The organism is Micromonospora profundi, assembly GCF_011927785.1.
Classification (GTDB): domain Bacteria; phylum Actinomycetota; class Actinomycetes; order Mycobacteriales; family Micromonosporaceae; genus Micromonospora; species Micromonospora profundi.
The window spans coordinates 5281312-5301205 of the sequence record NZ_JAATJK010000001.1 but is presented as its reverse complement, the minus strand read 5'-3'; the positions used below and the strand labels follow the sequence as shown (position 1 = coordinate 5301205).

The 19894-nt window shown below is 71.7% G+C and carries 21 protein-coding genes; 10 read left to right on the top strand and 11 right to left on the bottom strand.

Translation table 11 applies throughout. The features are described from left to right. Positions 1–2: 2 nt before the first annotated feature. Positions 3–482: a MarR family winged helix-turn-helix transcriptional regulator gene (locus tag F4558_RS23405; RefSeq protein WP_167945986.1), complete on the bottom strand. Its 480-nt coding sequence runs from the start codon at positions 480–482 to the stop codon at positions 3–5. 82 nt (positions 483–564) lie between these two features. Here F4558_RS23405 and F4558_RS23400 point away from each other — a divergent pair, with 82 nt between their 5' ends. Continuing rightward, positions 565–1209: an FMN-dependent NADH-azoreductase gene (locus F4558_RS23400; RefSeq protein WP_053659131.1), complete on the top strand. Its 645-nt coding sequence runs from the start codon at positions 565–567 to the stop codon at positions 1207–1209. 57 nt (positions 1210–1266) lie between these two features. On the opposite strand, the gene F4558_RS23395 is transcribed toward F4558_RS23400, so the two are convergent. From F4558_RS23395 to F4558_RS23385, 3 genes are all read right to left on the bottom strand, one after another. Beyond that, the gene (locus F4558_RS23395; protein WP_053659133.1) at positions 1267–2301 is read right to left on the bottom strand and encodes a 2-oxoacid:ferredoxin oxidoreductase subunit beta; all 1035 of its coding nucleotides are present in this window, start codon (positions 2299–2301) and stop codon (positions 1267–1269) included. Further along, positions 2294–4141 carry a 2-oxoacid:acceptor oxidoreductase subunit alpha gene (locus F4558_RS23390; protein ID WP_053659135.1) on the bottom strand — a complete coding sequence of 616 codons (1848 nt, stop codon included), beginning with the start codon at positions 4139–4141 and terminating at the stop codon, positions 2294–2296. The genes F4558_RS23395 and F4558_RS23390 overlap by 8 nt, the downstream gene beginning before the upstream one ends. A 368-nt stretch (positions 4142–4509) precedes the next feature. Continuing rightward, complete coding sequence (locus tag F4558_RS23385; protein ID WP_053659137.1) at positions 4510–5946, bottom strand: hypothetical protein; 1437 nt, start codon at positions 5944–5946, stop codon at positions 4510–4512. Positions 5947–6074: 128 nt separating this feature from the next. Between F4558_RS23385 and ndhC the strand changes: the two genes are divergently transcribed. Further along, positions 6075–6452 (top strand): NADH-quinone oxidoreductase subunit A, encoded by a 378-nt coding sequence (gene ndhC / locus F4558_RS23380; RefSeq protein WP_053659139.1) that lies wholly within the window; start codon positions 6075–6077, stop codon positions 6450–6452. Positions 6453–6522: 70 nt separating this feature from the next. Here the strand turns inward: ndhC and folP are convergent, their stop codons facing one another. Continuing rightward, complete coding sequence (folP, locus tag F4558_RS23375; RefSeq protein ID WP_053659142.1) at positions 6523–7392, bottom strand: dihydropteroate synthase; 870 nt, start codon at positions 7390–7392, stop codon at positions 6523–6525. Positions 7393–7542: 150 nt separating this feature from the next. Here folP and F4558_RS23370 point away from each other — a divergent pair, with 150 nt between their 5' ends. Genes F4558_RS23370 through F4558_RS23355 form a run of 4 tightly spaced genes read left to right on the top strand, consistent with a single transcriptional unit; the run spans position 7543 to position 10029 of the window. Next, complete coding sequence (locus tag F4558_RS23370) at positions 7543–8259, top strand: DivIVA domain-containing protein (protein WP_053659144.1); 717 nt, start codon at positions 7543–7545, stop codon at positions 8257–8259. Next, positions 8256–8753 (top strand): SRPBCC family protein, encoded by a 498-nt coding sequence (locus F4558_RS23365; protein WP_053659146.1) that lies wholly within the window; start codon positions 8256–8258, stop codon positions 8751–8753. Before F4558_RS23370 ends, F4558_RS23365 begins: the two co-directional genes overlap by 4 nt. 57 nt (positions 8754–8810) lie before the next feature. After that, complete coding sequence (locus F4558_RS23360; protein ID WP_053659148.1) at positions 8811–9392, top strand: DNA-3-methyladenine glycosylase I; 582 nt, start codon at positions 8811–8813, stop codon at positions 9390–9392. 13 nt (positions 9393–9405) lie between these two features. After that, positions 9406–10029, top strand: a complete 624-nt coding sequence (locus F4558_RS23355; RefSeq protein WP_167945985.1) for a hypothetical protein — start codon at positions 9406–9408, stop codon at positions 10027–10029. Position 10030: 1 nt separating this feature from the next. Here F4558_RS23355 and F4558_RS23350 read toward each other — a convergent pair whose 3' ends face one another. Further along, positions 10031–10822: an enoyl-CoA hydratase/isomerase family protein gene (locus F4558_RS23350; RefSeq protein ID WP_053659152.1), complete on the bottom strand. Its 792-nt coding sequence runs from the start codon at positions 10820–10822 to the stop codon at positions 10031–10033. 3 nt (positions 10823–10825) lie between these two features. Beyond that, entirely contained in the window at positions 10826–11644 is an 819-nt protein-coding gene (locus F4558_RS23345; RefSeq protein ID WP_053659154.1) for a PaaX family transcriptional regulator, read from the bottom strand. 188 nt (positions 11645–11832) lie between these two features. On the opposite strand from F4558_RS23345, the gene F4558_RS23340 reads away from it, so the two are divergent. Together F4558_RS23340 and F4558_RS23335 are read left to right on the top strand one after the other, a co-directional pair. After that, complete coding sequence (locus F4558_RS23340; RefSeq protein WP_007455245.1) at positions 11833–12000, top strand: DUF3117 domain-containing protein; 168 nt, start codon at positions 11833–11835, stop codon at positions 11998–12000. Positions 12001–12145: 145 nt separating this feature from the next. Next, positions 12146–13621, top strand: a complete 1476-nt coding sequence (locus F4558_RS23335) for a leucyl aminopeptidase family protein (RefSeq protein ID WP_167947615.1) — start codon at positions 12146–12148, stop codon at positions 13619–13621. A gap of 7 nt (positions 13622–13628) precedes the next feature. Here F4558_RS23335 and F4558_RS23330 read toward each other — a convergent pair whose 3' ends face one another. After that, entirely contained in the window at positions 13629–14216 is a 588-nt protein-coding gene (locus F4558_RS23330; protein WP_053659157.1) for an O-methyltransferase, read from the bottom strand. A gap of 281 nt (positions 14217–14497) precedes the next feature. On the opposite strand from F4558_RS23330, the gene F4558_RS23325 reads away from it, so the two are divergent. Then, entirely contained in the window at positions 14498–15919 is a 1422-nt protein-coding gene (locus F4558_RS23325) for a S1C family serine protease (RefSeq protein ID WP_167947613.1), read from the top strand. Positions 15920–15995: 76 nt separating this feature from the next. After that, positions 15996–16421, top strand: a complete 426-nt coding sequence (locus tag F4558_RS23320; protein ID WP_167945984.1) for a twin-arginine translocase TatA/TatE family subunit — start codon at positions 15996–15998, stop codon at positions 16419–16421. A 302-nt stretch (positions 16422–16723) separates the two neighbouring features. Here the strand turns inward: F4558_RS23320 and F4558_RS23315 are convergent, their stop codons facing one another. From F4558_RS23315 to F4558_RS23305, 3 genes are all read right to left on the bottom strand, one after another. Then, positions 16724–17872 carry an Mrp/NBP35 family ATP-binding protein gene (locus F4558_RS23315; RefSeq protein ID WP_053659160.1) on the bottom strand — a complete coding sequence of 383 codons (1149 nt, stop codon included), beginning with the start codon at positions 17870–17872 and terminating at the stop codon, positions 16724–16726. A 75-nt stretch (positions 17873–17947) separates the two neighbouring features. Beyond that, on the bottom strand, positions 17948–18598 hold the full coding sequence (locus tag F4558_RS23310) for a DUF1003 domain-containing protein (protein ID WP_053659162.1): 651 nt from the start codon (positions 18596–18598) through the stop codon (positions 17948–17950). Continuing rightward, positions 18591–19877, bottom strand: a complete 1287-nt coding sequence (locus F4558_RS23305) for a magnesium transporter MgtE N-terminal domain-containing protein (protein WP_053659456.1) — start codon at positions 19875–19877, stop codon at positions 18591–18593. Before F4558_RS23305 ends, F4558_RS23310 begins: the two co-directional genes overlap by 8 nt. Positions 19878–19894 lie beyond the last annotated feature (17 nt).

Genomic DNA, 19894 nt, shown 5'->3' with positions numbered 1-19894 from the left:
CGTCAGCAGGCGTCGAGGTCTCTCTGGAGCGTTTCGGTGCAGATGGCCGACGAGGTGTTGGCGGCTCGCCGGAGCAACTCGTAGAGCGTCTTCCGCTCGGCGGGATCCAGTGCTCCCAGCACCTCGTCCTCGGCGCTCGCCAGGGCGCATTCCGCCTCGTTGAGGCGTTTCATCCCATCCTCGGTGAGGTCGACGACGTGCCGGCGGCGGTCCTCGGGTGAGCGGCGTCGCTCGACCAGGTGCTCGGCTTCGAGATCGTTGAGCAGCCCGACGATGTTCGTGCTGTCCATCGCGAGGATGGTGGCCAGTGCCTGCTGACTGGTGCCGCCGCCGTCGCGCAACACGGTGAGCGCGACGAGGTGCCGGGGGCGCAGGCCCAACGGTGCCAGCACCGACTCCGACCGCAGCCGCATCCGCCGGGCCAGATGGTCCAGCAGGGCACCCGAACGGTGCTCTGCGGGATCAAGGGGCGGGGCGGACATGTGAGCCAGTCTACCGACATGAGGGAGCATCGACCTGCTATAAATGGTTGACGTAACACAGACGATCCTTGAAAGGGAAGCCATGCATCTGTTGCATATCGATTCGAGCATTCAGGGTGAACGCTCGATCAGCCGGCGGCTCACCGCCCGTGCCGCCGCCGTCTGGCGTGCGGCTCACCCGGACGGAACGCTGACCTACCGCGATATTGGGGCCGAGCCGCTGCCACACCTGGACCCGGTGGCCTTCCAGGCCCAGACCACGCCGCCGGACCAGCACACCCCGGCGCAGCGCGAAATCTGGGAGATCAGCCAGCGACTTGTCGACGAGGTGAAGCAGGCCGACGTCGTGCTGCTCGGGCTGCCGCTCTACAACTACGGCGCACCAAGCAGCGTCAAGGCATGGGTCGACCACTTGACCGTGGCCGGCCTGTCCTACGACCTGGCGACCGGGCAGAGCCTGCTCGGCGACCACGATTTCATCGTGCTGGCCAGCCGGGGCGGCGGCTACGGCGAGGGCACCCCGCGCAACGGTTGGGACCACGCCGAGCCCTGGCTCCCGCACGGCCTGTCCCTGACCGGCATGAAGCCGCGCTTCATCACCACCGAGCTGTGCCTGGCCCCCGTGGTCCCCGCCTTGGCCGAGCTGATCCCGCTGCACGAGGCGAGCCTCGCGGCGGCCGAGAAGGAGATCGACAACCTCTGGGCGCCCGCCTCCGCCCAGCGCTGACCACAACGAAACGGCCGCCCCGCTTCCGGGGACGGCCGTTTCGTTGTGCCGTACGGGTCAGACGATCGTCCAGGTGTCGCCGCTGCCCAGCAGGCCGGCGAGCTGCTGCTCGGGAGTCTCGGTGACCTTCGCCTTCGCGGCTGCCAACTGGTCCTGCACGACGCTGTCGTAGGACGGCCGGGCCACGGAACGGAACACACCGATCGGGGTGTTGCGCAGGTCCAGAGCGGGCAGCCGGGACAGGGCGAAGGCGTACGCCGGGTCGGTGACCGTCGCGTCGTGCACGACGATCTCCTCCGGGCGGACCGAGCTGGTCTCCCGGACCTCCAGGCCGAAAGCGCCCGGCGGGTGCACCACGCAGAACCGCCCGTCGGCGCCGAACGTGATCGGCTGCCCGTGCTCCAGGCGGATCAGGTAGTCGTCCCGGGTGGAGGGGTCCTTGAGCTGGTCGAACGCGCCATCGTTGAAGATGTTGCAGTTCTGGTAGATCTCCACGAAGGCCGAACCCTCGTGCTCGGCGGCGGCCCGCAGCACCGACTGCAGGTGCTTGCGGTCGGAGTCGATGGTCCGACCCACGAAGCTGGCCTCCGCGCCGAGGGCGAGCGAGAGCGGGTTGAACGGGGCGTCCGCCGAACCGGCAGGGGTCGACTTGGTGATCTTGCCGACCTCGGAGGTGGGCGAGTACTGACCCTTCGTCAGACCGTAGATCCGGTTGTTGAACAGCAGGATCTTGAGGTTGACGTTGCGCCGCAGCGCGTGGATCAGGTGGTTGCCGCCGATGGAGAGCGCGTCGCCGTCGCCGGTGACCACCCAGACCGACAGGTCCGGACGGGACACCGACAGGCCGGTCGCGATCGCCGGCGCGCGGCCGTGGATCGAGTGCATCCCGTACGTGTTCATGTAGTACGGGAAGCGCGACGAGCAGCCGATACCGGAGACGAAGACGGTCCGCTCCCGGGGGATGTTCAGTTCCGGCATGAACTGCTGGATGGCCGCCAGGATCGCGTAGTCACCGCAGCCGGGGCACCAGCGCACCTCCTGGTCGGACTTGAAGTCCTTCGCGGTGAGCTTGAGGGCGACGGGCTCAGACATTCTTCAGGACCTCTTCCAGCGTCGTCTCCAGCTCGTTGGCCGTGAACGGCAGGCCGCGGACCTGGTTGTAGCTGATGGCGTCGACCAGGTAGCGGGCCCGGATGACGTGGGCGAGCTGGCCCAGGTTCATCTCCGGGATGACCACCCGGTCGTAGGAGCGCAGCACCTCGCCGAGGTTGGCAGGCATCGGAGCCAGGTGCCGCAGGTGCGCCTGGGCGATGGACAGGCCGCGCTGGCGGACGCCACGGCACGCCGCCCCGATCGGCCCGTACGTCGAGCCCCAGCCGAGCACCAGCACCCGGGCGTCGCCGTCCGGGTCCTCCACCTCGATGTCCGGCACCGGGATCGTCTCGATCCGGGCCGCCCGGGTACGCACCATGAAGTCGTGGTTCGCCGGGTCGTACGAGATGTCGCCGGTCTTGTCGGCCTTCTCCAGACCGCCGATCCGGTGCTCCAGCCCCGCCGTGCCGGGAATGGCCCACGGCCGGGCCAGGGTCTCCGGGTCACGCAGGTAGGGCAGGAAGGTGGTGCCGTCGTCGCCGTTGGGCTTTGTGGCGAACTCGACCCGCAGGTCGGGCAGCGACTCCACGTCGGGCAGCAGCCACGGCTCCGAGCCGTTGGCGACGTAGTTGTCCGACAGCAGGATCACCGGGGTGCGGTAGGTGAGCGCGATCCGTGCCGCCTCCAGCGCGGCGAAGAAGCAGTCCGACGGTGACCGGGGCGCGATCACCGCGACGGGTGCCTCGCCGTGCCGGCCGTACAGCGCCATGTTGAGGTCGGCCTGCTCGGTCTTGGTGGGCATACCTGTCGACGGGCCGGCGCGCTGCACGTCCACGATCACCAGCGGCAGCTCCAGGGCCACGGCCAGGGAGATCGTCTCGCTCTTGAGCGCCACACCCGGGCCGCTGGTGGTGGTCACGCCGAGCGACCCACCGTACGACGCGCCCAGCGCCGCCCCGACCGCGGCGATCTCGTCCTCGGCCTGCATGGTGAGCACGCCGAAGCGCTTGTGCTTGCTCAGCTCGTGCAGGATGTCCGACGCCGGCGTGATCGGGTACGCGCCGAGGAAGACGGGCAGCCCGGAGCGGACCCCGGCGGCGACCAGACCCAGCGAGAGCGCGGCGTTGCCGGTGATGTTGCGGTAGGTGCCCGGCTGCATCTTCGCCGGCTTGACTTCGTAGCGGACCGCGAAGTCCTCGGTGGTCTCGCCGAAGTTCCAGCCGGCCCGGAACGCGGCCACGTTCGCGGCGACCAGTTCGGGCCGGGACGCGAACTTGCGCTCCAGGAAGCGCATCGTCGACTCGTAGGGCCGGGAGTACATCCAGGAGAGCAGGCCGAGGGCGAACATGTTCTTCGACCGCTCGGCGTCCTTCTTGGGCACCGCCAGGTCGGCGAGCGCGCCGACGGTCATGGAGGTCAGCGCCACCGGGTGCACGACGTAGCCGGCCAGCGAGTCGTCGTCGAGCGGGCTGCTCTGGTAGCCGACCTTGGCCAGGTTGCGCTTGGTGAACTCGTCGGTGTTGACGATGATGTCCGCGCCGCGCGGCAGGTCGGCCAGGTTGGCCTTGAGCGCCGCCGGGTTCATCGCCACCAGCACGTTCGGCGCGTCACCCGGGGTGAGGATGTCGTAGTCGGCGAAGTGCACCTGGAAGCTGGACACGCCGGGCAGGGTGCCGGCGGGTGCCCGGATCTCGGCGGGGAAGTTGGGCAGCGTGGATATGTCGTTGCCCAGCTGCGCCGTTTCGGAGGTGAACCGGTCGCCGGTCAACTGCATGCCGTCGCCCGAGTCACCGGCGAACCGGATGACCACCCGGTCGAGTTGACGGATCTGCTTGGTCACTGTGCCACCTTCGTTCGCGACTGCGGAGCTCGCAGAACCGGCTCGTTCCTCGCACTCACGCCTGCACCTCGCTTCGCTGCGCGCGGTCGCGCGTGCGGCTGAACATGATGGTGGCCTCGCCTTGCCCGGTCACGGGACCTCCTTGACGCAACGCTGAACCGCACCGCCCGGGCGGGCTCGGTCCGCTGTCGTTCCTCACCGAGAGCCTACGTCCAACGCGCCCTCGGGCCTTCCTGTAGATAGGCCAACTGGGACCGGATCGGGGGATGAAATGAGCTGATTCATGTGCTTTCGCACCGCCCGCCGTAATTCAGATCACCAGACGAGGCGCCCCGGCCGGACGTCGCTTCGGGGTCGTCGCTGATCGATCAGTCGACGGACTCGGCGGCGGGCCCGGACGCCGGCTCGCTGAACCGCCGACGCAGGGAGGTGGTGGCCAGCACGAGGGCCAGCACCACCAGCAGCGCGGAGACCGCCACCAGAAGAGCCGCGGTGCGCTGCACCGAGGTCATCTTTGTGTCGTCCCCGGCGGCGCCCGCCGGGAGTACGCCCTGGGAGCCGGTCGGCGCGGGAGGCGACACCACGGGTGTGGCCAGCGCGGCAGCGGCGGTGATGCGGAAGCTCATCTGCACCCGACGGGTCGGACCGCTGCGCGGGTCGAGCTGACCGATCGCCGCCCCCGACAGCGGCGCGTTTCTCTGCGCCTGCGGCGTCGCCTCCACCGGCAGCCGCACTTCGCCGGTCTCGCCCGCGGGCAGCGGCCCCACGTCACACCTGGTGCGGCCCGCGTCGGCCGCCGCGCAGCCGGCCGGTGGGTTCGGCACACTCACCCCGGCCGGCAGGACCACCTCGACCAAGCCGGCGGCGTCCACCTTGCCGGTGTTGCCCAGCCGGACCACGAGGGAACTCGCCCCGCCGCTGATGTCGAACGCCACCTCGTCGGCCGACAGCGCGATTCCAGGCACCGGCGGGCCGGGCGGAAAGAGCACCGCGAAGCCCTGGTCGTCGGTCGCCTCTCCGGGCACGTCCGGAGCGTCCCCGATGACCCGCACGGAGCCGCTGAGCGGCATGCGCTCCCAGGCGGTGCCGGCGACCCGCAACCGGAGCACACTGCTGAACCGGACGCCCGCCTCGACGGTCCAGGCTCCACAGCGGTACGCGTCGCCCGCGCTGACGCACCCCTTCGTGCCGGCGTCGGTCACACCGGGCGGCAGGGTGTACGAGAGTCGGACCCGCTGCGTGGCGGTGCCGGTGTTTGCCACCGTCACCCGCAGCGTGGTGGTCGTGCTGGCCGCGTTCCAGTACGCCCCGGGCAGGACGACGTCCTCGGTGGTGACCTGCACGCCGAGCGGGCTCGGTGGCGCTGCCGGGGTGTCGCCCGGCGCCGACGGCCGTACCGGGGGCACCGGCGGGCCGGCCGTCTCGGGCCGGGTGGTGCCTCCCGGCACGGGAGCCGTGGTCGCTGCGGGCGGAGGTACGTCGGGTGCTGTGGTCTGCGGTGCCGGCGGCGTCGTCATCGGCGGCGGCGCCGTCGTCTCCGGGGCCGGGATGACCGGGCTGGGGGCGCCGCTCGGCTCCTCGGTCGGGGTGGGTTCCTCCGCCGGGCTGGTCTCCGGAGCCGGCCCGGGTTCGGCGGTCGGGTCGGTGACGGCGGCGACCGGCAGCACGGCAGGTGTCGCCGCGCCGGCCCACGCCGGTGCCAAGGCCAGCGCCGCGAGCAGGCCGACCGCGAGAGAGGTCGCCAGCAGGGGAAGGGGACGCCGTCCCGCAGCCCGTTGCCTGGGCGAAACCTTCACGCGGGCCATCTGACCTCCGGTGTCATGGGTGGAAGTCCAATATTCGGTAACAGTTGCCCTGGTGCACTAGTCCCAGCTGGAAACAAATCCGTAACGTGTTTGGGACGTGCCTTCCGGCCGAGCGGTAGGCTCCCGGCGTGACCGGTTACCTCGGCTCGTACGCGACGCTCGGTCTCCTGCTGCTCGTCAGCGTCCTGTTCTTCGTAACGGCGTTCTCGGCCAACCGAGTGTTACGTCCGGCTCGTCCCGCCGACCCGATCGGCAAGCGGGCCACCTACGAATGTGGGCTCGACCCGGTCGGCGCGGACTGGGCGCAGATGCAGATCCGCTACTACGTGTACGCCTATCTGTACGTGCTGTTCGCGGTCGAGGCGGTGTTCCTCTTCCCGTGGGCGGTGGTCTTCGACCGGCCGGGCTTCGGCCTCGTGACGGTGGTGGAGATGGCGGTGTTCGTGGCGGTGCTCGCGCTCGGCATCCTCTACGCCTGGCGTAGGAACATCCTGCGCTGGACCTGACCGCCACGACCTCCGGCGATCGTGTCGGTCCGCCGGCCGGTAACGGTCGGTCGCTCCAACGACCGGACAGTCAGGCCAGGCCCCGGCGGGTCGCCGTGGGTGGCCGGTCGCCACGAATCGACGCCACCATGTCCAGCACCCGGCGGGTCGGGCCGACCTGGTGGGCCCGGAACACACGGGCACCCAGCCAGGCGGAGAGCGCCGTGGCGGCGAGCGTGCCCTCCAACCGCTCGGCCACCGGCAGGTCCAACGTCTCGCCGATGAAGTCCTTGTTGGAGAGCGCCACGAGCACCGGCCAGCCGGTATCTGTCAACTCGCCGAGCCGACGGGTGATCTCCAGGGAGTGCCTGGTGTTCTTGCCGAAGTCGTGGGCCGGGTCGATGAGGATGCCGTCGGGGCGTACCCCTGCGGCCACCGCACTGTCGGCGAGCCCGGTCACCGTCGCGACCACGTCGGCCACGACGTCGTCGAACGCGGCCCGGTGCGGCCGGGTCCGGGGGACCAGCCCTCCGGCGTGCGAACAGACCAGCCCGGCGCCGGTGGCCGCCGCCACCCGGGCCAGCGCCGGGTCGGCACCCGACCAGGTGTCGTTGAGCAGGTCCGCGCCGGCCGCGACAGCCTCCGTCGCCACCTCGGCACGCCAGGTGTCGATGGAGATCACCACCTCCGGGAACGCGGCCCGTACGGCGGCGATGGTGTCCACCGTGCGTCGGATCTCCTCGGCGACGTCCACCTCGGCACCGGGGCCGGCCTTCACTCCACCGATGTCGATGATCTCCGCACCTTCGTGCACCGCCCGCTCGACCGCACGCAACGCGCTGTCGGCGGCGAACGTGGCGCCACGGTCGTAGAACGAGTCGGGAGTGCGGTTGACGATGGCCATCACGACCAGCTCACCGGGCCTGAACGTCCGCCCGCCCAGCCGAAGTGCCCCGGCCATGCCGCCTCCTGAGGGTCCGCACCGCCGCCGCCGCGCCGGCCGCTCCCGACGCTAGCCGGTCGATCGACAGGTACGCGGAGCGGGCGTGGACGTCGATCGTGATCGGGGTGTGGGGTCGCTCCGGGCCGAAGCTCGTGCCACGATCAGTGCATGGGTCAGCTTCTGCTCCTCCTGGTTGTCGCGTTGACCGTCGCGGCGGTGGTGTTCGGCGTGACGGTGCTGATCAGCGGCCGCGATCCCGGCCTGGTGCCGGCCGAGCCGGATTCGCAGGCCGTGCCCCTGCCGGGCACCCGGCCGCTGCGCGAATCCGATGTGGGTGCGGTTCGCTTCGACACCGCGCTGCGGGGGTATCGAATGGCCCAGGTCGATCAGGCGCTGCGCCGTGCCGCCTACGACATCGGCTACAAGTCGGAGCTGATCGGCGTACTGGAGTCGGAGGTCATCGCGTTGCGTGAGGGGCGCACCGACGACGCGGACGTGCTGCGCCAGGCCCGCGAGCAGGCCGCCGCGGCGGTGCCGGGCGCTGCCGACGCGGGCGTCGAAGTGCCGCCGGCCGGCTCGACCGACGCGAGCCCGTTGCCGGATGCCACCTCCTCGCCGGACGCCACCTCCTCGCCGGCGGACGCCGACGGCGCGGCCCCGGCCGCCGGTGTGACCCCGGCCAACGACGTGTCCCCGTCGAACGACATGACCCGGACCGACGACGTGACCCCGCCGAACGACGTGACCCGGACCGGCGACGCGACCCCGGGCGACGACGCGGCACCGGCCGGCAACGCCGCACCAGCCGACGGTGAGCCGGCTGACGTCGACGCGGCCGACAGTGCCGCACAGCGCGGGCCGGCGGTCCGGTCGGAGTCGGCGTGACCGACCCGCAGGGCGCCAGCGATCTCGGGGACGTCGCTCAACCCGGTGCCGGCGAGGTGACCGCCACCGTGATCGTCGACGCACCTGCGGAGCGGGTCTTCGCCGCGTTGCTCGCCTGGGAACGACAGTCCGACTGGATTCCGTTCACCCGCGTACGGGTGGTCGAGGGCGACGGGCGGGAGGGCAGCCGGATCGAGGCGGTCACCGCCCTCGGCCCGGCCGTGCTGCGCGACGAGATGCGGGTCGTCCGGGTCGACGAGCCGTACGAGATCGGTGTGGTGCACTGCGGCCAACTGCTGCGGGGTCCCGGCGTGCTGCGCTGCACCCAGCTGGATCGGGCGCGTACCCAGGTGGTCTGGCACGAGTGGTTCCACCTGCCCGGCGGCCGGGCCGGCCGGCTGGCCTGGCCGGTGCTCTGGCCCGGCTCCAAGGTCGGCCTCACGCAGGCGCTGAAGAGGTTCGGCAGGCTTGTCGAGCAGGGCCGGCTGCCCTGACCACGCCGGCCGTCCGGCGGCGGTGGGCTGTCGGTGTGATGGCCTAGCGTGTACTGAGTGACTGACCTGCTGATCGGTGCCGACGGGCTGGCCCGCTGCGCCTGGGGGGCCAGCACCCCCGACTACGCCGTCTACCACGACACCGAGTGGGGACGGCCGCTGCACGGCGACGACGCGCTCTACGAGCGGATGACGCTTGAGGCGTTCCAGTCCGGCCTGTCCTGGCTGACCATCCTGCGCAAGCGTCCGGCGTTCCGGCTCGCCTTCGACGAGTTCCGGATCCCGACCGTCGCGGAGTACGGCGACGGCGACGTGACGCGGCTGCTCGCCGACGCCGGCATCGTCCGCAACCGGGCCAAGATCGAAGCGGCGATCGCCAACGCCCGCGCCGCGCTGGAGTTGCCCGACGGGCTGTCCGCGCTGCTCTGGTCCTTCGCGCCGCCGCCCCGGCCGAGCCGCCCTGCCTCGTTCGCCGGGGTGCCGCCGATCACCCCCGAGTCGACGGCAATGGCCAAGGCGCTCAAGAAGCGCGGCTTCCGGTTCGTCGGGCCGACCACCGCGTACGCGCTCATGCAGGCAACGGGGATGGTCGACGATCACATCGTCGGCTGTCACGTCCCGCCCGCGACGGCGTCGTGATGGGATGGCAGGCATGACCACCGAGACCGCGCACCGGGCCGGCGGGACCGGCCACGCCGACGGGCCTGGCACGTGGGCCGTTCTGCTGCCCGCCGAGCGTTACGAGGCCGAGCGTCTCGTGCACCACGACACGCTGGAGTTGACGGGGCTCACCGACGTCGGTCAGCCGCGCCCGGGCGACCAGGTGGCGGTGCTCGCAGACGAGCCACCCCGACTGGTCGCCCTCGGCAGGGTCACCACGCCGTCGCTGCGGCACCGGGAGGACCCGGACGACCCGCAGTCCCCGGTCGAGCCCGGGACGCTCGTCGTGGCGTACACCCGGCGGGCCTTCGACGAGCCGGTGCCGGCCGACCTGTTGACTGTCGACGGGCCGCTCACCGCGCTCGCCCCGGCGGACTTCCGGGCGCTCGCCGACCAGCTCGGTCCACCTCCGGCGCGGCGCACCTGGCTGGTGAGCCTGGACCTGCCGATCGAAGCGGGCACGCCAGCCGAGGCGGTCCGGCTGTTCTGGGCCTACGTGCAGGAGTTGGGGCCGCGTGAGCTGCCCGCGTTCGTGTCGCCGTCCGGGGACGAGCTGGCCATGCAGGCGTTCGTGCTGGGTGCGGAGGCCAACCAGGATCCGGAGGAGGACGACTAGCTCAGCGGCCCTCGAAGACCGGCTTCTGCTTGGCCACGAACGCCTCGGTGGCCGCCCTGTGGTCCGCAGTGGCGCCGCAGATCGCCTGCGCCTGCGCCTCCGCCGCCAGGGCGTCGGCGAGGGTGCCGGCGTCGGCGATGGAGAGCTGCCGCTTGATCGCCCCGTACGCGACTGTGGGGCCGGCGGCGAGCCGTGTGGCCAGCTCCTGCGCGGCCGGCAGCACCTGCTCGTCGTCGTCCGTCAGCCGGGTGATCAGCCCCAGCCGGCAGGCCTCCTCGGCACGGACCGGCTCGGCCAGCATCAGCAGCTCCACGGCCTTGGCGTGGCCGACCAGCCGGGGCAGCGTCCAGGACGCTCCGGTGTCGGCGGCGAGACCGACCTTGGCGAAGGCCATCAGGAAGCTGGTACCCGGCCCGCCGACCCGGATGTCGGCGAGGAAGGCCAGCGACGCGCCCGCACCGGCGGCCATCCCACGGACCGCTGCCACGACCGGCTTGGGCAGGTTGGCCAGCCGGGCGGCGATCGGGTTGTAGTGCGCCCGAACCGTGTCCAGCGGCGGGGCGGACGAGTTGTCCAGCGTCGCCACGTGCTCGCGCAGGTCCTGGCCGGCGCTGAACGCCCCACCCGCCCCGGTCAGCACGACCGCCCGGCAGGACCTGTCGGTCTCCAACTCGGCAAGCGTGTCCCGCAGCGCCTCCTTGAGCGCCAGGTCCAGCGCGTTCATCGCGTGCGGCCGGTTCAGGGTGAGGGTGACGACGGCGTCGGTCCGGTCGACGAGCAACGGCTCGGTCACTGTCTAACGACCCTTCTGTCGGACGATGCGGCTGCTGGCGTCGAGGCACTGCTCGACGTACCGGTCGGCGGCCGGACGCAGGCGTGCCGCGTGCCGGTCGAAGAAGCTGGCCGCGGCGGTGCCGGGCCAACGCTCGGGCAGCAGCGCCGGCGGCAGCTGCGGGTCCCGGAACAGGAAGGTACGCCACGCGTGCACGAGCCGGAACCGGGCCGCGTACGCCTCCTCGTCGCTGCTGCGCACGGTGACAGTGGCGAGCAGGGGGCGTTGGTCGGCGACGAACTGTTCGTAGGCCTGGCCGATCTCCGCAAGGTTCCAGGCGCGGCGGACCACACCCATCGCCCCAGGGGTGCCGGCGAAGTGTGCGGCGGTGAACCGCTCGAACCGGATGCCCGCCTCGGCGAGCAGCAGGTCGACGTCCTCGGCGGGCCGGGTGGCCACCCAGGTCTGCTCGTCGAGGGTGCCGTAGCCGAGGAAGCTGAGGTTCGAGGCGAGGCGCTGCCGGTCCCGCCGGGAGCCCGGGGCCTCCAGGACGAGCAGATCGAATCGCCCGTCCCAGGTGACCCGGCCCGTCCGGTAGATCCGGGCCGCCGCCTCGTCGAGTCGCCGAGCAGCTTTTGGTGTGATCGAATATCCCGGTCCGGAGGCCAGCCGGAGCGGGTCGAGCCAGCCTTGACGCACCATCCGGGACACGGCGGTGCGAACGGCGGGCGGCGCGATTCCCAACGGTGCCAGTAGCTTGACCAGGGCGGCAACGGGTGCGCGGCCACCTCTCGGTCGGAGGTGGTCGCCGTACAGGTCGAAGAGTGCCGACCGTGCCTGCATGACCGCACATTGTGACAGGCCTTCTCAAGATAAGCTAGATGCTGTTACATCAATGCTGCTCCGGTTTGGGTCCGGCGGTGTTCATCAGGGAAAATCGTTGGTCGACACCCCCGCGACGGTTGCGGGTGGCGTGAGAAGTGGCTGTGGGGCAACCCACCGACCCTGGTGTAGGTCTGAGGGGAGACAACATGGCGGCGATGAAGCCGCGGACGGGCGACGGTCCGCTGGAAGTCACCAAGGAGGGCCGGGGCATCGTCATGCGGGTCCCGCTGGAAGGCGGTGGCCGGCTCGTTGTCGAGATGACTCCCGACGAGGCCAACGCGCTCGGTGACGCGCTGAAGGCAGCCGCCGGCTGAGTGAGGAGCGACCCGGGCGGCGTACGTCGTCCGGACCGTTCCCTGACCCTGAGCCACCGGCAGTGCCGGTGGCTCAGGGTCTTCATCCGTGCGATCGGCGGGCCCGGCTCCCGCTCCACGACACTTCCTGGAGGTACGGTTCCGCGTGCTCGACATCTGCCCGATCGCCGAGCCCGACCGGCTCGACGTCCTCGTCCTGCCCGTCCGCCCCTCCGATGAGGCACCGGGCGGCGATGCCTCGGCGACACCGGCGCCCACCGCCGTGGCGCCTCCGGACGGCACCGCCGAGGAGGCCGCCGCGCTGGTGCCGGCCGCCCGGCTCAGTGGCCGGGCCGGCGAGATCCGCACCCAGTTGCGTCCGGGTCGCAGCCCTGGCCGACTGTTCCTGCTCGGAATCGGTGACGGCAGCGAGTCGGCGTGGCGGTCCGCGGGTGCGGCACTGGCCCGGTCCGCCTCAGATGAGACACACATCACTATCGCGCTGCCGACCGACAGTGGCCCCGAAGCGGTTCGCGGGCTGACCGAGGGCCTGCTGCTCGCCTCGTACCGGTTCCGGCTCGCCCAGACCGACAACGCGCCCGCGCTCAGCTCTGTCGACCTGCTGGTCGCCGACCCGACCGCCCACGAGGCCACCGTCGCCACGGCCCGGACCACCGCCGCCATGACGCGCCTCGCCCGCGACCTCACCAACACCCCCTCGTCGCAGAAGACCCCGCAGTGGTTCGCCGACCAAGTGATCTCCGCCACAGCTGATCTGCCCGACCTTCGCCTCCGGGTCCGTGGCCCGGACGAGCTGGCAGCCGAGGGCTTCGGCGGGATCCTCGCAGTGGGCGGCGGCTCGGCCAGCGCTCCGCGACTGCTCGAGTTGGACTGGCACCCGGCCGACGCGCGTACCCACGTGGTGTTGATCGGCAAGGGCATCACGTTCGACACCGGCGGCATCTCGATCAAGCCGGTTCCGGCGATGAAACTGATGCGCAAGGACATGGCCGGCGCTGCCGCCGTCGTCGCGGCCACCCTCGGCGCTGCGGCGCTGCGTCTTCCGGTCCGGGTCACCACGCTGACCCCGCTCGCCGAGAACATGCTCAGCGGCTCCGCGTTCCGCCCGGGCGACGTCATCCGGCACTACGGCGGCACGACAAGCGAGACGACCAACTCCGACGCCGAGGGCCGCCTGGTCCTCGCCGACGCGCTGGCGTACGCGGTGCGGCAGCTCAAGCCCGACCTGCTGATCGACCTGGCCACCCTCACCGGTGCCAACGCCGTCGCGCTGGGCAAGCGCACCGCCGCCCTGTACAGCGAGAACGACGCCCTGGCCGCCGATGTCCTCGCCGCGGTCGAGGCCGCCGGCGAGGCGGCCTGGCGGATGCCGCTGAACAACGACTACGTCGAGTACCTGGGCAGCGAGATCGCGGACCTCTACAGCGCGCCCACCCAGGGCGCCGGATCGGTGCTCGCCGCGCTCTACCTGCGGGAGTTCGCAGGCGAGATGCGGGACCGCTGGCTGCACCTGGACATGTCGGCACCGTCCTGGGCCGACGGCGACCACGCGGAACTCACCCGGGGGGCGACCGGCTGGGGCGTACGCTCGCTGCTGCGCTGGCTGGCCAGCATCGACTGACCGCGGGTCAGCACTTCACGGCGGCGAGCACCCCGTGCCCGACCGGGAGCAGCGCGGGGATCCAGTGCTCCGACTCCCGGACCGCCTTGATCGTCTCGCGGACCGTCACCGTCTCCGCGTCCCGGGCGGCCGGGTCGGCGATCCGGCCGCCGGCCAGCATGCCGTTGAGTGCCAGTACGCCCCCGGGACGCAGCAGCCGCAGCGCTGCCTCGACACAGGCGTGGAATCCGGTCGCCTCGGCGTCCACGAAGACGAGGTCGTACGCCCCGTCGGCGAGCCGGGGCAGGACGTCCAGCGCGCGACCCGTGATGATTCGGGTACGGCCCGCGGCGAAGCCCGCCTCGGTGAAGATCCGGCGGGCGATCCGCTGGTGCTCCACCTCCAGGTCGATGGTGGTGAGCACACCGTCGGCACGCATGCCGCGCAGCAGCCAGACACCACTCACCCCGGTGCCGGTGCCGATCTCCACCACCGCGCGGGCGTTGCCGGCCGCAGCCAGCAGCCGCAGCGCCGCGCCCGCGCCGGGCGTGACCGCCTCGAGGCCCACCTCGTGAGCCAGGCTGCGGGCGGTACGCAGGACGAGATCCTCGGTCACGTACGACTCGGCGAACTGCTGAGCCTGGGCCGTCGAACTGCCGGAACCGGCGACCGTGGCGATGGGGCACCTCCGGGCGGTGCGTGGTGCGGGGGCGGGTTGGCACTGTGAGCGTAGAGGCGACCGCCGAGAGGCGCAGCCGCGCCTCCGTCCCTTTCGATCACCGGCGGCAACCGCTGACTGCACCGCGCGCATCCGTGCAATCCTGGAAGCGGTATTCCGTGAGCCTCGACCGCGCCGAGCCGTGGCCGGGCGCCGCCGCCACGGGATCCGGGGACGGACTGGGAGGCACCGACGTGACCGACGGCTGGGATTGGCGCCGGGGCGGTGAAACTCCGGCTCCGGCGCGACCGCCCGGGGCAGGAGTCCCGTCGGCGGGGCCGCCGGCCAGGCCGGGGAGCGGCTACACGCCTCCGGCAGGGCCACCGCCAGGAGCCTCACGGCCCGGTGTGCCGTACGCCGGGCCGGCGCCGCCCGCGGGCGGCGCCGGCGCGACCGGCGCCTCGCCCTGGTGGTCCGACGCCCTCGGCGACCCGTGGCGCGACCCGGCGGCACCGGCTGCCGTGGTGGTGCCCGGAGTGGTCGCCGCCGGCACCGAGCCCGAGCCGGTCATCGACCCGGACGCGCCCGGCCGGCCGTCGCTGCGCCACCTGCTGCTCATCCCGGTGATCACCGCGCTGCTGGCCGGAACCCTGGGTGGCGCCCTGGGCTACGCGTTCGCGGTTCGCGGCGGTGCCGGCGGCGGCACGGTGCTCGGCGCCGAGCCGGTGGATCCGCCAGCGCTTGCCCAGCGCAAGCCGGAGTCACTGGCCGGGGTCGCCGGCCGGGTCCTGCCCAGCGTGGTCACCGTGCGGGTGAGCAGCCTCGGCGGGACCAGCGAGGGCTCGGGCTTCATCGCCAGCGCCGACGGGCACGTGATCACCAACGATCACGTGGTGGCCGGCGGCAGCGGCAAAGCCTCGGTGGTCTTCAACGACGGCTCGACCGCTCCGGCGACTGTCATCGGTCAGGACCCGGAGTCGGACATCGCGGTGATCAAGGTCAACCGGACCGGGCTACGGCCTGTGGAGTTCGGCGACTCCGAGGGGCTGGCCGTCGGTGACCCGGTGCTCGCCATCGGCTCACCGCTCTCGCTGGCCAACACGGTCACCGCAGGCATCGTGAGCGCCCTGGACCGGACGATGCAGGCTGGAGAGCCGGGCGGCCCGGTGCGCTACTACGCGGCCATCCAGACCGACGCCGCTGTCAACCACGGCAACTCCGGCGGGCCGCTTGTCGACGGCGCCGGGCGGGTGGTCGGGGTCAACTCCACGATCAAGTCGCTGGTCGCCGAGGGGCAGGAGGCCGGCAACATCGGGCTCGCCTTCGCCATCCCGATCAACCAGGCCAAGCGGGTGACCCAGGACATCATCGGCACCGGTAAGGCCCGGCGTACGGTGATCGGCGCCCAGGTCGGTGGCCCGGGCGCGGGAGCCGGCGGGGGCGTACGCCTGGCCGCCGTGGAACCTTCCGGCCCAGCGGCTGATGCCGGGCTGAAGGCCGGCGACGTGATCATGAAGCTCAACGGCCGACCGATGACCGAACCGACGGACCTGATCGCCCTGGTTCGCAAGTTCGCACCCGGCTCGGTGGTGACTGTCGAGTTCCGGCGAGGTGCCGACCGGCAGAACACGTCGGTCACCCTCGCGGCGGACGCCAAGTGAACTGCGGGTCACCCCCTGCCCGAAAGCCGGTTCACGTGCGTAGTCTTGCTGCTGACGGCGAGAGGGGGCCTGCGGAATGTTAGACAACCTGAACTGGTGGGAGATCGGTGCGCTGCTGCTCCTGGCGCTGTTGATCTTCGGGGACCGGTTGCCCAACGTGATCAACGATGGTCTGCGGATGGTCCGTAATCTGCGCAACATGGCCCGCAACGCCACGGGCGACCTCAGCAGGGAGTTGGGCACCGACATCCAGCTCGAGGATCTGCACCCGAAGGCCTTCATCCGCAAGCACCTCCTCAGCGAGGAGGACGAGGCGGCGATCCGCAAGCCGTTGCAGGGCGTCTACGACGATCTGCGCGCCGACGTCAACGGCGTGCACAACGAGCTGAAGGACGTGGCCAACGCCGCGGACCTCCGGTCGAACGGCTCCCGGCCGACCAGCACCGCCACCAGCGCCTCACCGGCACCGGCCCCGCGGGCCAGCTACGACGACGCCACCTGATCCGCCCTGCGGGCAGCGATCAGGCGTAGCGCTAGCGCTCGGACCGTGCGGCGGCACTCGGGCCTGTGTCAGCCTCGCTCAGGCTCAGGCTCCATCCCTTGGGCCCTTGCCTGTAGCCCCGGCCCCTGGCCTCGCTCAGCTCGGTGACCCCGGATCACACCGCTCGGCTGCCCTTCGGAGCTGGATCGCCGACGTCCTCCCGGCCGGGGCCGGGAGATCCGTGCGACATCAGCTCCAAAGGGCAGCACGGGCTGTGCGTGTCAGGGCCAGCTCAACCCCCGCCGGGCTGCCGGTTCGACCGCTCAGCGGCCGGCGGGCTTGAGGCCGAGGGGCTTGCCGAGCAGCGACTCACGGCGCAGCGCGAGCCGGTCGGCGATCGTGCCGAGCGCCTGGGCGGCCGGGGAATCCGGCTCGGCCAGCACGATCGGGTTGCCGGCGTCGCCGGCCTCGCGGACGCGGGTGTCCAGCGGGATCTGCCCGAGCAGCGGCACCTGCGCGCCGATCGTCCGGCTCAGCGACTCGGCGACGGCCGTACCGCCGCCGGAGCCGAAGATCTCCATGCGGGAGCCGTCCGGCAGTTCGAGCCAGGACATGTTCTCGATGACGCCGACCACCCGCTGGTGGGTCTGCAGGGCGATCGCACCGGCCCGCTCCGCGACCTCGGCGGCTGCGGTCTGCGGGGTGGTGACCAGCAGGATCTCCGAGTTGGGCAGCAGTTGGGCCAGCGAGATGGCCACGTCGCCGGTGCCCGGGGGCAGGTCGAGCAGGAGTACGTCGAGGTCGCCCCAGTAGACGTCGGCCAAAAACTGCTGCAACGCCCGGTGCAGCATCGGGCCACGCCACACCACAGCCGCGTTGCCCGAGGTGAACATGCCGATCGAGATCACCTTCACGCCGTGCGACTGCGGCGGCATGATCATGTCTTCGACGCGGGTCGGTCGACCGTCCGCGCCGAGCATCCGGGGCACCGAGTGACCGTAGATGTCGGCGTCGACCACGCCGACGGAGAGCCCACGGGCGGCGAGCGCCGCCGCCAGGTTGACAGTCACGCTGGACTTGCCGACACCGCCCTTGCCGCTGGCCACCGCGTACACACGGGTGCGGGAGCCCGGCTGGGCGAACGGGATGACCGGCTCCTCGCTGGCGCCGCCGCCGCGCAGCTGCGCCTGCAACGACTGCCGCTGCTCGGGGCTCATCACACCGAAGTCGATCTCCACGCCGGTGACACCGGGCACCGCGGCCACGGCGGCGGTGATGTCCGTACGCAGCTTGTCCTTGAGCGGGCAGCCGGCGACGGTGAGCAGCAGCTCGACCCGTACGACGCCGTCGGCGCCGATCGTGGCGGAGCGGACCATGCCCAGATCGGTGATGGGCCGGCGGATCTCCGGGTCGTTGACGGTGGCCAGGGCGGCCTGGATCGCGTCCTCGACGGTGCTGACGGGTGCTGACATGCCCGCAATGCTACGTCGCGGGGCATCCGCTCCGACCGTTGACCGGGACCGGTGTGAGCCAATCGATCCGGCTCATCAGCCGTCCTGGCCGCGGGGGCCGGTGCCGTCCGAGCGGGCGCTCCGGGAGAAGTCGCCGTCCAGGTCGTCGCGCGGCTCGTCAAGCGCTCCGCCGTCGGTCGCCCGCTGGGTGCGCTTCTCCTGCCGGCTGTCCCGCTCCTGCTGGCGGCGCTCCAGCCGCTGCCGCCGCTGCCCCGCCTCGTCCAGCTCCTCGGCCAGTCGGGTCAGTTCGGAGCGGAGGAAGTCGCGGGTGGCCACCTCGCCCAACGCGATCCGCAGGGCGGCGATCTCCCGTGCCAGGTACTCGGTGTCCGCCTTCTGCGCCGTGGCGCGCCGCCGGTCCTCCTCCAACGCCACCCGGTCGCGATCCGCCTGCCGGTTCTGCGCCAGCAGGATCAGCGGCGCCGCGTAGCTGGCCTGCAACGACAGCACCAGCGTGAGGAACGTGAAGGTGTACGGGTCGAAACGCATCTCGGCCGGGGCGAGAGTGTTCCAGCCGAACCAGATGGCGATCACCACAGTCATGACGACCAGGAAGTTCGCGGTGCCCATGCCCCGGGCGATGCCCTCCGACCAGCGGCCGAACGCCTCCGCGTCGAATCGGGGCAGCTTGATTCCCCGGGGCTCGCGCGGCTGGTCGAGACGCTCCGTACGCCGCTGCTCAGCCATCAGCGCCGTCCAGCACCGCGTCGGTGGTGCCCGCGGCACCGAGGACACCCCGGTCCCGCCAGTCCCGGGGCAACGAGTGGTCCAGTACGTCGTCGACCGTCACGGCACCGACCAGCCGGTTGTTCCTGTCGATCACGGGCATGGCGACCAGATCGTAGGTGGCCATCCGGCGGGTGATCTCTGGCAACGGCGTGGTGGGGCGCAGCGGGTCGATGTCGTTGACCACCACCTTGCCCAGCAGATCGGCAGGCGATTCACGCAGTAACGCCTGGAAGTGCACCATGCCCAGGTACCGCCCGGTCGGGGTGTTCTGCGGCGCCCGGGTCACGAAGACCTGCGCGGCGACGGCGGGGGAGAGCTGCGGCTCCCGGATCCGGGCCAACGCCTCGGCGACTGTCGCGTCCGGCGGCAGGATGACCGGCTCGGACGTCATCACGCTGCCCGCCGTGCCGGGGGTGTAGTTGAGCAACTGCCGCACCGGGTCGGCCTCGTCCGGCTCCATGAGGTCCAGCAGCACGTCCTGTTCCGGCGGCGGCAGTTCGTTGAGCAGGTCCGCAGCGTCGTCCGGGTCCATCTCCTCCAACACGTCAGCGGCCCGCTCCCGGTCCAGCGCGGCGAGGATCTCCACCTGGTCGTGTTCGGGCAGCTCACTGAGCACGTCGGCCAGCCGCTCGTCGTTCAGCGCCGCAGCGACCTCGTTGCGCCGCGTGTCGGGCAGGTCCTGGAGGGCGTTGGCAAGGTCCGCCGGGCGCATGTCCTCCAGGACGGCGAGCAGATTCGCCGTACCCCGGTTGTCGGCGATGCCGCTGAGCCCGCGCACGCGGTCCCACTCGACCTGGTGCAGATGGCCCCGCCGGGTGATCCGGCCGGTCTGCTCGCGGACCGCGACGCGGGTGAGTGACCACTCGCCGCCGCGAGCGCACTCCATGGCGACGTCCACCACGGTGCCGGGCTGGCCGCCGGGTTCGAGCTGCACCCGCCGGTCCAGGAGTTCCTGGAGCACAAGCAGCTCGTTCAGGCGCTTCTCGAAGCGCCGCAGGTTGAGGGTGCCGGAGCCGAGCACGACAGCGTCCGCGTCGATCGAGGTGATCCGGTTGATGGACAGGAAGATCCTCCGGCGCATCGGCATCTCGGCGACCAGACCCACGACCTCCGGCGGACGGCCGGTCGCCCGCAGCCGGGCCACCGCGTCACGGACACGGCCCACCTGGTCACCGTTTGGATCGAAAACGGCCACTCCGGCGAGGCGGGCGATGTAGATCCGGGTCGGCGTGCTCACGGGCACCAGCCTAAGCG